Annotated in this window: 8 protein-coding genes and 2 pseudogenes; 5 read left to right on the forward strand and 5 right to left on the reverse strand. The window is 70.0% G+C overall.

What is annotated here, in order from left to right:
- Window positions 1-5: 5 nt before the first annotated feature.
- Window positions 6-2,789 (reverse strand): AAA family ATPase, encoded by a 2,784-nt coding sequence (locus ACIGW4_RS25920; protein ID WP_399583066.1) that lies wholly within the window; start codon window positions 2,787-2,789, stop codon window positions 6-8.
- A 684-nt stretch (window positions 2,790-3,473) separates the two neighbouring features.
- Here ACIGW4_RS25920 and ACIGW4_RS25925 point away from each other — a divergent pair.
- Both ACIGW4_RS25925 and ACIGW4_RS25930 read left to right on the forward strand, forming a co-directional pair.
- Window positions 3,474-4,466: a helix-turn-helix domain-containing protein gene (locus tag ACIGW4_RS25925; protein ID WP_398708997.1), complete on the forward strand. Its 993-nt coding sequence runs from the start codon at window positions 3,474-3,476 to the stop codon at window positions 4,464-4,466.
- A 63-nt stretch (window positions 4,467-4,529) separates the two neighbouring features.
- The gene (locus ACIGW4_RS25930; protein ID WP_399583068.1) at window positions 4,530-5,501 is read left to right on the forward strand and encodes an alpha/beta hydrolase; all 972 of its coding nucleotides are present in this window, start codon (window positions 4,530-4,532) and stop codon (window positions 5,499-5,501) included.
- 651 nt (window positions 5,502-6,152) lie between these two features.
- Here ACIGW4_RS25930 and ACIGW4_RS25935 read toward each other — a convergent pair.
- The 3 genes and pseudogenes from ACIGW4_RS25935 to ACIGW4_RS25945 all read right to left on the reverse strand — a co-directional run bounded on the left by ACIGW4_RS25935 (window position 6,153) and on the right by ACIGW4_RS25945 (window position 7,827).
- Window positions 6,153-6,434, reverse strand: a pseudogene (locus tag ACIGW4_RS25935) (SelT/SelW/SelH family protein).
- The gene (locus ACIGW4_RS25940; protein WP_399583070.1) at window positions 6,431-7,342 is read right to left on the reverse strand and encodes a HipA family kinase; all 912 of its coding nucleotides are present in this window, start codon (window positions 7,340-7,342) and stop codon (window positions 6,431-6,433) included. Before ACIGW4_RS25940 ends, ACIGW4_RS25935 begins: the two are co-directional and overlap by 4 nt.
- Window positions 7,343-7,416: 74 nt before the next feature.
- Entirely contained in the window at window positions 7,417-7,827 is a 411-nt protein-coding gene (locus ACIGW4_RS25945) for a hypothetical protein (RefSeq protein WP_123456601.1), read from the reverse strand.
- Between the two features lie 232 nt (window positions 7,828-8,059).
- Here ACIGW4_RS25945 and ACIGW4_RS25950 point away from each other — a divergent pair, with 232 nt between their 5' ends.
- From ACIGW4_RS25950 to ACIGW4_RS25960, 3 genes and pseudogenes are all read left to right on the forward strand, one after another.
- Complete coding sequence (locus ACIGW4_RS25950; protein ID WP_399583073.1) at window positions 8,060-9,943, forward strand: galactose oxidase-like domain-containing protein; 1,884 nt, start codon at window positions 8,060-8,062, stop codon at window positions 9,941-9,943.
- A 43-nt stretch (window positions 9,944-9,986) separates the two neighbouring features.
- Window positions 9,987-12,260 (forward strand): Dyp-type peroxidase, encoded by a 2,274-nt coding sequence (locus ACIGW4_RS25955; protein WP_399583075.1) that lies wholly within the window; start codon window positions 9,987-9,989, stop codon window positions 12,258-12,260.
- A 161-nt stretch (window positions 12,261-12,421) separates the two neighbouring features.
- Window positions 12,422-13,136, forward strand: a pseudogene (locus ACIGW4_RS25960) (transposase family protein).
- A 78-nt stretch (window positions 13,137-13,214) separates the two neighbouring features.
- On the opposite strand, the gene ACIGW4_RS25965 reads toward ACIGW4_RS25960, so the two are convergent.
- The gene (locus ACIGW4_RS25965) at window positions 13,215-13,607 is read right to left on the reverse strand and encodes a hypothetical protein (RefSeq protein WP_399583076.1); all 393 of its coding nucleotides are present in this window, start codon (window positions 13,605-13,607) and stop codon (window positions 13,215-13,217) included.
- Window positions 13,608-14,454: the final 847 nt, after the last annotated feature.

The following is a 14,454-nucleotide window of genomic DNA, read 5'->3' on the forward strand; positions in this document are numbered from 1 at the left end:
GTCGTTCACAGGACACCGAAGACGTCGCGGAGTTGGTGGCGGCTGCTGACGCCGAGCTTCGGGTACACCTGGTAGAGGTGCGAGCCGATCGTGCGGGGGGACAGCTTGAGCTTCTCTCCGATCTCCTTGTTGCCCAGGCCCTGCGCCGCCAGCCGTACGATCTGCTGCTGCTGGGCGGTCAGTTCCGACAGCGGATCGGGCCGGTCGGACGGCGCGGCGACGCCGCTGGCCCGAAGCTCGGCCCGCGCCTCGTCCGCCAGGGCGGTGGCACCGAGCCGGGAGAAGGTCTCCATTGCCGAGGCCAGGATCGGGCGGGCTTCCAGCGGGCGTCGCCGTCTGCGCAGCCACTGGGCGTAGTGAAGCCGGGCCTGCGCACGGGCGAGGGGCCACTGGTCACCGGCCGGGTTGACCAGGGCCAGGCGGAAGTGGTGCTCCGCCTGCGTCGGGTCGCCGACCAGTGCGGTGGCGTGGTGCAGGAGCAGCGTCATTCGCGTTGTCGTATGCGGTCCCAGCGCCTTGCGTACCGCCTCGACGAGAGGCTCGACCTCCTCCTGGTGCCCGGTCCGCTGGGCGACGGCGGCGAGGTCTGCGATGGACCGGTGAGAGAGGAAGTAGTGCAGGGGAGTGCCGTCCTGGTGGAACAGCTGCCGGAAGTGGCGCAGCGCCCCGTCGTAGTCGCCCGCGGCTGTCGCGGCGGTGCCTGCCGCGCGCAGCAGTCGTGCGTGGGTGGCGGTGTTCTCCTCCAGGTTGACGACCGTCCATGCGGGATCTGTCAGGATCCCGGCATCGGCGGAGCGGCCGCGCAGGGCTTGCAGCGTCACGCGCAGGGCTTCGATGTCGACTTCGATGTGCTTCATCTTCTGGACGGCGGCCAGGGTCGCCGCCTCGTCCAGCAGTTCGTCGGCCTCTGCCCACCGTCCGACGTCGATCAGGGCCGAGCCCATTGCGGAGAGGGCGATCGCGCCTGTTCCGATGGCTCCGTACGAGCGGAGCATGGCGAACGCCCGCCGGAAGGTGTCCACGCACAGGTCGGACTCGTCGGCCATCCAGGCGACCGCGCCCAGCGTCTGCAGTCGGATCATTTCCGCTATGCCCGTCAGCGGTTCCAGCAAGCTCGGCCGCTGGGTTCGGCTCAACAGGGCGGGGGCGTTCCTGATCGGATCCGCTTCGCAGAGGATGACCGCCCGCAAGGCGTTGACGGCCTCGTCCGCGACCAGTTCGGAGTAGGTCGTGCTGACGGCACTGGTCTCGATCGCTTCGAGGAGGGGAAGCAGCGGGCGCCTGACCTCGGACAGGCCCGACTGGAAGGCGACCGCACCGATCACGGCGGTCACCGCCAGCGTCGTCCTGGCGTCCTGCGGCAGGTCTGGTTCTAGGGCGCCCATCAGGAGCTGGAACGCTTCCCTCTGATGGCCGGACATGGAAAGGGCCAGACCGGCCCCGTTCGCCGCGACGCCGAGCAGGTCGCGGTCCTCGGTCAGTGCGGTGACCTTGGAATGAAGCTCGCGCACCCAGAACGTGTCGCCCGCGTTGTTGGCGGCTCTCAGTGCCTTGGCGTATCGGCGTGCCCGATCCTCCGGAGCGGGACTGCACTCGGCGGATCGTTCCAGGGCCCGTGCGGCCGCGTAGAACCCACCGCGCTGTTCGACGAGTTCGGCGGTGTCCTCCAGGGTCGCCGCCACGGATTCGTCCTGGCCGATGCAGGCCGCGGCCAAGTGCCAGGCCTGGCGGGCCGGATCGTCCTGGTGCACGGCCGCGAGGTCGATGTGCGCTCGCTGGCGCAGGTGCGCCGGGGCGCCCTGGTAGGCGCCCGCGCGCACGAGCGGGTGCCGGAAACCCACCTGGCGGCCCGCGATCGTGATCAGCCCGGCATCCTCCGCGGACGCCCACACCGACAGGTCCGTGCCCGCTCCTGCTGCGGACATAAGGGTTTCCAGGTCCTCTTGGTCCGAGGCAGCCGCTGCGTAGAGCACCATCCGTTGGGTGATGGGCGGCAGCGCGCGCAACTGGGCGGAGAACATCTCCTGGATCCGCTGGGTCCGGGGCAGTGCGCCGTCGGACAGACCAAGCAGGCTGCCCGATCGCATGGAACGGCACAGTTCGATGATGGCCAGAGGATTGCCGTCAGCCTGGTCCAGCACCTCGCTCCGGGCCCTGCCGGTAGGTGAATCGGGTTGCGCGTCCAGCAGGCGGGCCGCCGCCTGGACCGTCAGCGGCCCCAGCGACAGGACTGGCAGGTGCGCGACAGCAGAGTCCGGAGCCGTCAGCCCCCTGGCCGCGAGGAGCACCGTCACCGGCTCGGCCGCGAAACGGCGCAGCACGAACCCCAGGACGTCGAGGGAGTCCCGGTCGAAGAGCTGGACGTCGTCGCCGAGCATCACGACAGGTCGGTGGCGCGAGGCCTCGACCAGCAGGGTGAGGACGGCGACGCGCAGCAGCATCGGATCGGCGGGTCTGGTGATCGGGGCGAGGCCGAACGAGGTCTCCAGAACCTCCCGCAGATGGCCGGGAAGATCAGCGGCACCGGGCATGAGCGGAAGCAGCAACTGGTGCAGGGCCGCGAACGACTGCTCCGACTCCCCGTCGAAGCCCTGAGACCTCAGCACACACGCTCCGGTCACCCGCGCGTGCTCGGCGGCGACCTCCAGCAACGACGTCTTGCCGCTACCCGCCTCGCCGGTGAGGAGCAGTGCTCGCGGGGCGCTGCGGCCGTGCTCGATCGCGTCCAGGACCCGGCCGACCTCCGATTCCCGGCCCGCCAGCCCGGTGACGGGCTCCGGCCGGCCCATCGTGCTGCGCCTAGTGCCCATGCTGGGCCCCGGTCGAAAGCAGTCGGGGAGACGGCGCGCAGGAAGGACCCGTCGGCTCGTTCATGGTGGGGATCCCTTGTTTCGTCAGCTTCCGAGATGCGATGCGCTCCCAGGCCCTGCCAGCCAGAAAATAAAGCATACTGTTGCCTCGTTCGGGGCCGAATGGGGACCCTTTCTGTCGAGCCCGTCATGGAGGCAAGCGGGCCGCTGCTCTCCGGGATCACCGTGCCCTTGGCCACGAACAGGCGCAGGGTGCGTGGGCAGTTCGATGCTCTGTCCGAGACTGAGCCTGGCGGCCTGCAGGGTGGTGAAGCGGTCGGCGCAGGGCTTCGTGTCGCTGTCCTCTCTTCGCTGTCCTCTCTGCGCTGCCCTCTCTACGCTGCCCTCTCTGCGCGACAGCCCGCCGACGCGGGTGGCACGGGGACAGGGCGGCGGCGCCCCGCGAAGGCTGCTCGCCTGAGTTCAGCGCGACCGCCGCGGGGCATGGCGTACGGACCAGTCGACTGACTGATGCGCCTGTCCCGGTCGCCCGGCAGGCTGGGGCGCAGACAGATCCGATCTGCGGTCCGGCCCCCGGCCGGCGGGATTCACTCCGGCAGCGCAGGCGGGCGATTCCCGTACGGATCTTCAACCGAGCGCCCACGACGTCCAGGGAGGAAATCCGTGCCCATTGTTCTCTCCACCGAGCCCCTGTCAGCTGCTGACCGGGCGGAACGCTGGCACGAAGCGGTTTCCGGCACCTTCATGCCGATGGACGTGAATCTGCTGGAGAAGGAACCGTCGCCCGGAACGATCGTCAGCAGCCGGCTCGGCACCCTGCACATCTCCCGTGTCCAGGCGGGACCGCAGGTGGTGAAGCGCGACAAGCGCCACATCTCCCGCGACGACCGCAAGTCACTGATCGTCAGCCTTCAGCAGCAGGGCACCGTGACGAAGGAGCAGGACGGGCGGGAATCCGTGATAGGGCCGGGAGAATTCTCCATCAGTGACTCGTCCCGCCAGTTCAGGATCAAACTCGAAGGGGAATTCGCTTTCACCTCCTTCCATTTCCCCCGCGAAGAACTTCACGTGCGGGACAAGGATCTGCAGGCGTTGACTGCCACCACCTTCACCAGCGAGGAGGGCAGCGCTGCGCTCGTGGCGACCTTTCTCGCGCGCATGGCGCGCGAAGCCGAGGGTTTCGACGACGCCGCCGGCCACCGGGTCGCCGCCACCGCGCTCGATCTGATGGCGCTCCTCATCGACGAGCGCCGCGGACGCTCCACTTCCGGGGCCCCGCATGCCGCCGCCTCTCTTGAGCGCGTGAAGGACCACATCATGCGCAACCTCGGTGATCCAGACCTGTCACCGTCCAGGATCGCCGAAGCGCACTTCATGTCGGTCCGCTACCTGCACAAGCTTTTCCAGCTCGAAGGCACGACCGTGGGCGGCTGGATCCGGACACAGCGACTTGAACGGTGCCGCCGGGAACTCCTCCGCCCCATGGCCAGGGAGGTGGGGGTGGCGGTAATCGCCCAGCGCTGGGGTTTTGTGAGTCCCAGCCATTTCAGCCGGATCTTTCGAGCGGCCTACGGTACGACGCCCCGTGAATGGCGACTCCAGGGTCGAACCGGAGCACACTGCGGCGACACCGACGGTGCACCGACGGAAAAGTGACCACTGGCGGCAGCCCATAGCGTGGTGATCAGGAAACCGTTCCCGTACCACAAGGTGCTGCAGATGTCCGATGCGACGACTCCGGTCGAGCCCGTACTCGAACCCGAGGCCCTGGCGTTCGCCGAGGCGACGACGAACCCGCCGTACCTGTTCGACCTGGATCCGGTCGAGGGCCGCAAGGTCATGGACGAGGTCCAGTCGGGTGAGGTCGAACTGCCGGTGATCGACGAGGAGTGGATCACCGTCACGGGCGGTCCCACCGGCAGCGTCCGGGCGAGGATCGTGCGGCCGACCGGATCCACCGGCCCGCTGCCGGTGATCCTCTACATCCACGGTGCTGGATGGGTCTTCGGCAACGCCCACACCCACGACCGCCTGGTCCGCGAACTGGCCGTCGGCGCCCACGCCGCGGTGGTCTTCCCCGAGTACGGTCTGTCGCCCGAGGTCCGCTATCCGGTGGCCATCGAGCAGAACTACGCCGTCGCCCGGTGGATCGCCGCCCAGGGGGCCGAAAAGGACCTGGACGGCACGCGACTGGCCGTGGCCGGCGACTCCGCCGGCGGCAACATGAGCGCGGCGCTGACCCTGATGGCCAAGGAACGCGGCGACGTGGCTCTGCTCCAGCAGGTCCTGTTCTATCCGGTCACCGACGCGAGCTTCGACACCGACTCCTACCACCGATTCGCCACCGGCTACTTCCTGCGCCGCGACGGCATGCAGTGGTTCTGGGACCAGTACGCACCCGGCGAGGAGGACCGCGCACAGATCACCGCCTCCCCGCTGCGGGCCACCACCGACCAGCTCGTCGGCCTGCCTCCGGCCCTGATCATCACCGCGGAGGCCGACGTCCTGCGCGACGAGGGTGAGGCATACGCCGCCAGCCTCCGCACCGCAGGCGTAGCCGTGACTGCCGTCCGCGTCCAGGGTGTCATCCACGACTTCGTGATGCTCAATGCTCTACGCCCCACCCGCGGGGCCCAGACCGCCATCGCCCTGGCCGTCGACACCCTCCACACCGCGCTCCACCCGGCCTGACCCGCGCGGGAAGCACAGGGCACGCCGGTACGTGGAGGCGGCTTCGGTCTCGGTGTCGGAAATGACGACGGTGACGAGGCCCATGGCGCCGGCGCACACGCCGCTTCGGCCCCGAACGCAGCCCAGACGACTCCACAAGCCTACGCAGCTCTCGCCCACGGCCCCCGTGATCACCGTCACCCCGACGGATCGGCGACACGCCTCCCGATCCCTGCGTCCGCGAGGGCCCCGCCACCGCAGGAACCCGCGAAGCGGCGCGGCAACCTGGCAGCGAATCCCGGGGCGGCGAAGCCGGCGATCCTCACGACCCTGGCCGCGGTCCACCCGGTGACCCTTGGCAGTGACACAGGGCGGCCGCCAAGAATCTCCGGAATCCGGCCAGAGCAGAGCACGACCCGGCACCGCGATCAGCCTCAGAGCAGCCTCGAGGAGCCGTCTCACCCATGGAACCGCAACCGCACCCCTCCGAAAACGACCGACCTCGCAGGCGCCGACCCGTCGAGCCCGTCCTCATGGAGACCTCTGAGGTCGCCGCGATGCTCAGCATGTCCACGAGCCGGGTCCGCAGGGAAGCGTCGAAACCGGGCTTGAAGGGGGACGAACTCGGCTGGGGCAAGAACGCCAAGGTCCTCCACAAGAGGACCGCGGTCTTCACATGGCTGGAGCGACAGAGCCCAGGGGCTTTCCCGGGGCCACTCGGTCGCGTACGGCCCGCTCGACCGCAGTGGGCTCCGGGAAGCCGTGCTCGCGCCGGTCCCAGACCACCTCGTCGCCCACCCGCACGACGAACACCCCGCCCGTGCCGGACTTGAGGGCCGGCTCGTCCGGCTCGGCCTCGAAGGTGGTCAGCAGCTTCTGCGCCGGCTGCCGCGCGCGGCAGCCGGCGGCACTGCGTGAGTACTCGATCCGGACCCGGCGGGTCCCGGACGTCATCCCAGGTGCACCGACCAATCCTGTTCGGCCGCGGGCTTGCCGTGCAGGTCGGGGACCTGCTTGAGCCACGCGGGGCGCCCTCGCCGGTTCCTCGCCGCCCGCCGCGCGTCCTCGGCGGCGAGCTCGTCCCGGTCGGGGAAATCGGTGGGCAGCCACTGCCGCGACGCCCGCACGCGCGCGTGGAGGTGGGCCACGTACGCCTCGCGCGCCTCGTCGGGCGTGGCGAACCCGCCGTCGGCGAGCCAGGCGTCCGGCACCCCGGCGACGATCCCGCGCAGCAGCTCCTCGGTCACCTTCGGCGCGAGTTCGGCGTCGGCCGCGCGCACGTCGGGGCCGTAGAGGCCGAGGGCGTGGTGGCGGAAGTCGTACACCTTGGCGGGGTCCGCGCCGTCCCAGCGGTGGTGGAAGACGAGCGCCGCTCCGTGGTCGATGAGCCACAGCCGCGGCGGTACGGTGCCCAGCGTCGGCCACACCATCAGGTTGGAGCTCTGGACCGTACGGTCGACGTTGACGGTCAGCGCGTCCAGCCAGACGATCCGGCCCGCCTCCAGCGGGTCCACGGGGAGGACCTCGGCGATCTCGGGGGTGAAGTCGCGGGCGCCCGGCAGGTGGTCCATGCCGAGGTTGAGGCCGGCGCTCGCCCCGTGCAGCTCGCGCACCTCCTGGTGCGGCTCGTGCGCGGCGACGGCCGGGTCGAAGTGCACCAGCACCAGTTCGGGGAAGCGCAGCCCGAGGGCCCGGGCCAGCTCGCCGACGATCACCTCGGCGACCAGCGCCTTGCGGCCCTGCGCGGAGCCGGTGAACTTCACGACGTACGTGCCCAGGTCGTCGGCCTCCACGACTGCGGGCACGGAGCCGCCGGACCGCAGCGGGGTCACGTATCGAACAGCAGTCACATCACGCAGCACACCGGCCAGGGTAGTTCAGCACCGCGGGACCGCAGGCGCGGGACGAGGCGCCGGCGGTCCCGCGGCGGGGACGGTCACATGCCGTGCGTCGGCATGTCCTGTGTGCACACGACGTGGACGACCAGGTCGGCCGGCTCGATCCGCGGGTGCGCGCGGTGGGGGTGCGGTGACGGCAGGAGCTGGCCCTTGCGTACGGCGACGATCCAGCCGGTCGCGGTGTCGTTGGGGCGGCTCTCCAGGAGGTCGGCGGGTTCCTCGATGAAGCGGGCGCCCTTGCGGGCCTTGATGGTGAAGCCGCCGCTGTAGGCCTGGAAGGGCGCGGGACAGAACAGCTCGTGGGGGCGGCCGTCGGCGCCGCCGCGGATCACCTTGCCGGTGATGTGGCGCGGCGGCTGGGGCGGGTCCGCCGCGACCGGGGCGGCGCAGAGGCCGAGCAGGGTCACGGCACTCGCGACGGCCGCGAGAGCGGCCCGAGTCGTGCGCATGGTAGTGGTCCTCCTTGGAGCAGGGGAAGGGGAGTCGGCCCATTGCTAGCAGCGCGCCGTTCCACCCCCCTGCGGACACGCAGAGCGGGACACCAACGGGCCATGCTGAATCGTTCCGCTCGGACACCAGCCCCCGAATCGCTACGGTGTGTGATCTACTCGCCTCGTTCAGTCACCCTGCGTGGTCACCCGGCTCTGTCCGGGTGGCTGCCATGCGCTCTTAAGGAGCCTGATGTCCCGCAGAGGGAGATGGGCGCTCGCGGTCGGCTGTGCCGCGATCGCACTGTCCGCCACCGCGCCCGCCGGCGCCTCCGTCCCGTCCGCCCGCTCGAAGCCCTCCCCGGCGCACGAGTCCCCCGTCCGGTCGGGCGGCGTCCGCATCACCGACGAACAGGTCCGCGCGGAGGTGCGCCCCGCCGAGGCGAAGGCCCTCGGCCAGGGCGCCGCCGAACAGCTGGCCCGCGACCGCATCGGCATGCGGGCCATGGACCACGGCTACTCGCAGCCCATGCGGACCCGCAGCCTCAAGCGACTGACCGAGTCCCAGAAAGAGATCAACTCGGCGTTCGACGCGGAGAGTTGGGGCAAGTTCACCGAGTACTTCCCCAGTCCCGACTTCGGTGACCACGTCGCGCTGCTGCCCACGGGCAAGGTCCTGCTGTTCTCCTTCGAGCCCGTCGAGGACAGCCCGAACAAGGAGACCGCGCCCACCGACGTCATCGGCGGCGACAACGCCGGACGCGCCTACGTCTGGGACCCGGAGGAGGGCACGAAGGCCTCCGCCTTCAAGGCCGTACCGCCGCCCGTGGTCGAGGTGGACGACGGCACGGACGAGCCGCGGCCCGCGCCGATCTTCTGCGCCGGGCACTCCTACCTGCCCAACGGCATGGTGGGCGTCTTCGGCGGCAACCTCGGCGGCAACCACGGCTCCGGCGCGCACCTCGCGCTGGTCTTCGACCCGTGGAAGGAGACCTGGCTCCAGCAGCAGGACATGGCGGAGGGCCGCTGGTACCCGACGGTGGTCACCGGCGCCGACGGCCGGCAGTTCATCACCTCCGGCCACGGCGACGTCGGATGGGGCGTGCTGTCCAAGTCGATCGAGCGCTTCCCCGCCAAGGGCACGGCCGTCTCCCTGGACCCGTCGGCCAGGCCCCGGGGCCAGTCGCTCGACAGGTGGTCCGTCAAGGCCGAGTTCACGGTCGACTACCCGCACCTGTTCTCGCTGCGCGACGGCCTGATCTACGGGTTCGGGCGCAACTACGACGAGCAGTACGTCTTCGACCCGAAGCAGGAGACCAGTCGCAAGCTCACCAACCGGCCCGACGGCGGCATGCGCAACTACGGCTCCGCCGTCGCCCTGCCCAACGGCGTCAACGGCCCGGACTCCGTGCTGATCCTCGGCGGCAACCGCAACGACCCCAACACCTACAAGTTCTCCGGCGGCCGCTGGACCAAGGACACTCCGCGTGCCTTCGGCCGCACCCAGGACGACACGCTGATCCTTCCCGACGGCACGCTGTTCACCGTCAACGGCGGCTACGACATCCGCGACTACGGCAACGGTCCGTACAACCCCAACGCGGACGAGAAGTACCGGCAGATCGAGCTGCGCGACAGCAGCGGCCAGTGGCGCCTCGGCCCCGTCCAGCGACTGCCGCGCGCCTATCACTCCAACGCGGTGCTGCTGCCCGACGGCCGCATCATGGTCACCGGCGACGAGCTCCAGCAGATCGCCAACGACCCGGACGTGAAGTCCGACATGAACGGCACGATCGAGATCTACGAGCCGGCCTACCTGCACCAGGGCGACCGGCCGGCCCTGTCCGGCGTCCCCACCACCCCGCAGGGGTACGCCGCCAACCTGCGGGTCAGCACCAGCACCCCGGACCGGGTCAGCCGGGCCGTGCTGATGGCCCCCATCACCTCCACCCACTCGGTGGACACCAGCCAGCGCCGGCTCGAACTGCCCATCACCAGCCGCGCCGGCAACAAGCTCGTGCTGCGCACCCCCGCCTCGGCCGAGGAAGCGCCCCCCGGGTACTACCTGCTGTTCCTGCTCGACGACCGGGGCGTGCCCAGCACCGCCCAGTGGGTGCAGCTGCGCCCGGGCGCCTGACCGCGCCTCTCCCCGTCCGTCCCCGACCCCCTCAGGGAGACTCATGCCCGCTCAGCTCACGCTGCGCGACAGCACCGAGATCCAGGGCGACATCCTGGCCGGTTTCAAGAAGGACAACGTGTCCTTGCTCCTCCTCCAGTTCGGCGACGTCACCGCCGCCCGCTCCTGGCTGGAGGCCCTCGTCCCGCAGATCGCCACCACCCGGCAGGTCGCCGAGTTCAACGCCCGGTTCAGCGAGGCCCGGCGCAACTCGATGGGCGACGACCCCCAGCACCTCAAGGCCACCTGGCTGGGACTCGCGCTCACCCATCCCGGACTCCAGTTCTTCACCAACAAGGAGAAGATCTTCGACTCCGTGCCCGGCGGGAGCACGGTCGAGGCGTTCGTCCAGGGCGCGTCCGACCGGGCGCTGGCCCTGGGAGACACCGACGACAGCGACCCGAAGGGCTGGCTGTTCGGCTACGACCACTCCCGCGTCGTGCACGCCGTCCTGACGATCGCCTGCGACACCGAGGACGACCTCAGGAACGAGCTGGCCCGGCAGCGTGAGGCGGCTTCCCGCGCCGGGGCCGTCGTGGTCTTCCAGCAGGACGGGACCACCCTGCCCGGCGACTCCGCGGGCAAGGAGCACTTCGGCTTCAAGGACGGCGTCAGCGAGCCGGGCGTGTGCGGTTTCGAGGAGGAGGACCCGGCCCGCCCCGGCTATGTGCTGGGCCACCCCGGCACCCGGCTGATCTCGGCCGACAAGTTCGTCGTCGACGCCACCGGCGACGGCAAGCGGCCCACCGGTGTCCCGCCCTGGATGCGCAACGGCTCCTTCCAGGTCCTGCGCCGCCTCCACCAGGACGTGCCCGGCTGGTGGGCGCAGGTCGGCGTCGAGCTCAAGCGGCTCAAGGCCGCCAAGGCGGTCGACGACCGGACCACCCAGGAGTGGCTCGCCGCCCGTCTGGTGGGCCGCTGGCCGTCCGGCGCGTCGGTCGCCAACTGCCCGATGAAGCCGGCCGGGAAGCCGGAGCCCGAGCCGGACAACGACATCACCTTCAAGGACGACCCCGACGGTCTGGTCACCCCGCTCTTCTCCCACCTGCGCAAGACCAACCCGCGCGACGGACTGGTCGACGAGGGCGAGCTCGTCGACGAGAGGTTCATGGACGAGCGGCGCATCATCCGCCGGGGCATCCCCTACGGGCGGCCCTTCAACCCCACCCAGGGCGAGGGAGCCGGCGCCGACGACCCCCGGGGGCTCGTCTTCGTCTGCTACCAGGCCGACCTGGTGCGGCAGTTCGAGTTCATCCAGGCCGACTGGGTCAACGACCCCGACTTCCCGCACGACCGCCCGCACCGGCCGGGCCCCGACCCCATGGTGAGCGGGCAGCTGACCGATGTGAACGACGGCCAGGTCAGCTTCGAGAGCCGTAACGCGGCGGGCGAGCGGCAGACCACGACGCTCGGGTTCCGTCCGTTCGTGAGGACCGAGGGCGCGGTGTACGCCTTCAGCCCCTCCCTGAGCACCCTGCGCGGTCTCGCCCAGGGGCGCCTGGAGAGCGGCGGGTCGGTCACCCCCGTGCCGGATCCCCAGGCGCGGCCGGTCGACGCGGTGGTCCCCCGGCCCGGTCACCCGGGCCGCTACCTCGCCTTCCAGGGCGGCAGGGCCGTCCCGCTCAGCTCCTCGGTCGGCGGTGGCGACGCCACCCTCGCGCTCGAAGACCCGGACGGGCGGCCGCTGTCCTTCTGGGACGACCTGCACGACATCGAGCGGGTCGACGCCGCCTGGCCCGTCCCGGGCCGGCAGGAGGTCGGCGGGGAGTCCGGCCACTGGCTGTTCTTCACGGGCGACGACGGCAGGCAGCGCTACCGGTACGTCCTCGTCGACGGACAGGAGCCCGTCCGGGTCAGGGTGGACGGCAACCGGGCGCGGCCGCTGAGCCAGTGGACCTCGTTCGACGCCGCGCCCGACCCGGTCACCCATGTCGACGCGGTGCTGCCGATCCCCGACAAGCAGCCCGGGGGTGACGGCCGGTACCACTACTGGATGTTCCACACCACACCCGCGGGCCAGCGGTACCGGATCATCTCCCTCCAGGCCGGGGGGTACCGGGACCGCCGCGAGAGCGGCGACAACGAGATCTCCCTGTGGTCGTCCCTCGCGGGGGTGGAGCACGTCGACGCCGTCCAGCCCGTGCCGGGCCGGCAGCCGGGCAACGCCCAGAACTGGTACTGGGTCTTCCACAAGGGCGGCTACCGGGTGACCAGCGTCGCCGACGGCTCGGCGCACACCGACGCCGTCGTCCAGCGGGACCGCCCGCTGCCGGGCTGACCCCACCCCACCGCCGAGGCCCCCGGGAACCCACCCCGGGGGCCTTGCCGTGACCGCTCACCCGCCGGTCGACGGGTTGGGCAGGGGCCGGGCATTTCCCCTGTACGGGCGGGGTGTTGAGGGCTGATTCGTTGTGGGTGGAGACGTTCACGGGGCTGCGGATGCGGCAGTTCGAGCGACTGTCGAAGGCCGTGCGTGAACGGGGCGGAAACGGGCCCGGTGGCGGCCGTTCGTGGTGCCTGCCGCTGGCGGACCGGGTGCTGCTGGTGGCCGTGTACTACCGCACGAACCTCACCATGCGGCAGCTCGCGCCGCTGTTCGGTTGCTCGCCGGCGACGGTCTGCCGGGTCATCCAGCGGCTGCGGCCGCTGCTCGCGATCGAGCCGGCCACCCGCCCCACCGACGCGGTCGAGCGGCTGTGGATCGTGGACGGCACCCTGATCCCGGTCCGCGACCGCAAGACCGGCGCGTCCTCCCGCAACTACCGGTTCTCGGCGAACGTGCAGGTCGTCATCGATGCCGATACCAAGCTGGTGATCGTTGCGGCCCGGCCGGTGGCCGGCAACACCGCGGACGCGAAGGCCTGGCCGGGACTCCGGCCTGGCCCGGCACTGCGAGGGCGTGACCGTGCTGGGAGACGGCGCCTACATCAACACCGGGCTCGTCGTCCCGCACCGCAAACGCCCCGGCCGGGCTTTGCTGCCCGGCGAGGAGGAGGACAACGCCGAGCACCGCAAGGTCCGGGCCCGTGTCGAGCACGCCTTCGCCCGCATGAAGCACTACAAGATCCTCCGCGACTGCCAGCAGCGCGGCAACGGCCTCCACTACGCGGTCCAGGCCGTCGCCCACATGCACGACCTCGTCCTCGCCGCATGACCGGACCGGCCGCAAACCGGCCCTGACCTGCCCGAACGCAACCTTCTGCAACACGCTTCAGGCGGGTCACCTCTTAGCTCACCAGGACTCCGCGGGGTTCAGGGCTTCCGTGCGTGACTCGATGCCTGCCGTAACAAGCTCTCCACGGCTGCTCAGTACGAGGCCACGGAAGGGGCAGGAGAAGGATTCGACGGTCCCTACATCGATGACCCCGCCGGAGTGCTGGCATTCCTCCTTCCACTCCTCACATCGGCATGGTGTGGCCTCGAGTTCGCCGTACACGTTGCCGGCGTAGCCGCAAGACGGGCAGTCCCGCCACCACACGTGTTCCTCGCGTGCCTGGTTATTCCTGAGCCATCTGGTGGCGTCCAGCTCGATCAGGCTGGGGACGATGCAGAGATCCGGGTCGAGGTAATGCACGTCGACGAGCCCCGCCATGACGCCCGACGCGATCATCACCCTGACGGTCACAGCGGTATGGTCTCGCTGCGCTGGATCGGGATCGGTGTCCGACCCGTCCGGCCGGACGGGAAACGAGACCACTTCGTAGTCTCGAAGGAGCTGGGTGGCGGTCTGACGGGCCTGGGCTCCAGCGCTCCGTAGCGCCGTGATCAGTGCCGCGTTCAGGGCGGTGCGGGCGACATCAGGCCCGGCCAGAAGGCCGCAACAACTACCTTTTAGGCTGATCAATACGGGCGCAGGTGTTGTACCGCCAGCAAACGAAAAATTCACTCATGTCGTATTCCCCGAAGAAGCTCGGCTTCTTCTAGGGGCACGAAGAAGTGCGCCTGACCTGAACTTTTCCCGGCAGGCCCCCACTGGCCGCCCCGATCAGCGTGAGAAGCGCTATGCACCTCCCACCAGGCATCCAAATCTGCACGACGACACCGAGTTCACCGTTCGGCATCTTGATCATTCGAAGCATTCACCCCCCGCGACCGCAGTGGGTAAAAGACTGGCGGGCTCAAACGGATCTCCGCCAATACCTCCGCGAGCTTCATAGCGGGCGGGCGCTCCACATCTTCCCCATTTGATCAAGGCCCGGCCTGATCGAAGTCGCACGGATGCACCGCACACAGCCGCCACATGCGGGCGACCGCCAGTCTTCAACCTGCTCGGAGAGTGAGCGTTCTGCTCGCTTCACTCCATCGCAAGGTGCAGCGAAGCGACAGACAGTAATAATCCAGATGATTCAGATTTTCGGAAAACGGGAATCGTCTGTCTGCTGTATATCCGCCATCGGATGGGATTCCCCCAGAGGATCGACCCAGCTATAGCCCCCACTTCTCACGGCAAGACGCTCACGTGGCAACGGACC

The organism is Streptomyces sp. NPDC053513 (assembly GCF_044544765.1).
In the GTDB taxonomy this organism is placed as follows: domain Bacteria; phylum Actinomycetota; class Actinomycetes; order Streptomycetales; family Streptomycetaceae; genus Streptomyces; species Streptomyces litmocidini.

Coding starts and splice junctions, on each gene's coding strand:
- ACIGW4_RS25920 (WP_399583066.1), bottom strand. CDS start 2,789: ATGGGCCGGCCGGAGCCCGTCACCGGGCTGGCGGGCCGGGAATCGGAG.
- ACIGW4_RS25930 (WP_399583068.1), top strand. CDS start 4,530: ATGTCCGATGCGACGACTCCGGTCGAGCCCGTACTCGAACCCGAGGCC.
- ACIGW4_RS25945 (WP_123456601.1), bottom strand. CDS start 7,827: ATGCGCACGACTCGGGCCGCTCTCGCGGCCGTCGCGAGTGCCGTGACC.
- ACIGW4_RS25950 (WP_399583073.1), top strand. CDS start 8,060: ATGTCCCGCAGAGGGAGATGGGCGCTCGCGGTCGGCTGTGCCGCGATC.
- ACIGW4_RS25955 (WP_399583075.1), top strand. CDS start 9,987: ATGCCCGCTCAGCTCACGCTGCGCGACAGCACCGAGATCCAGGGCGAC.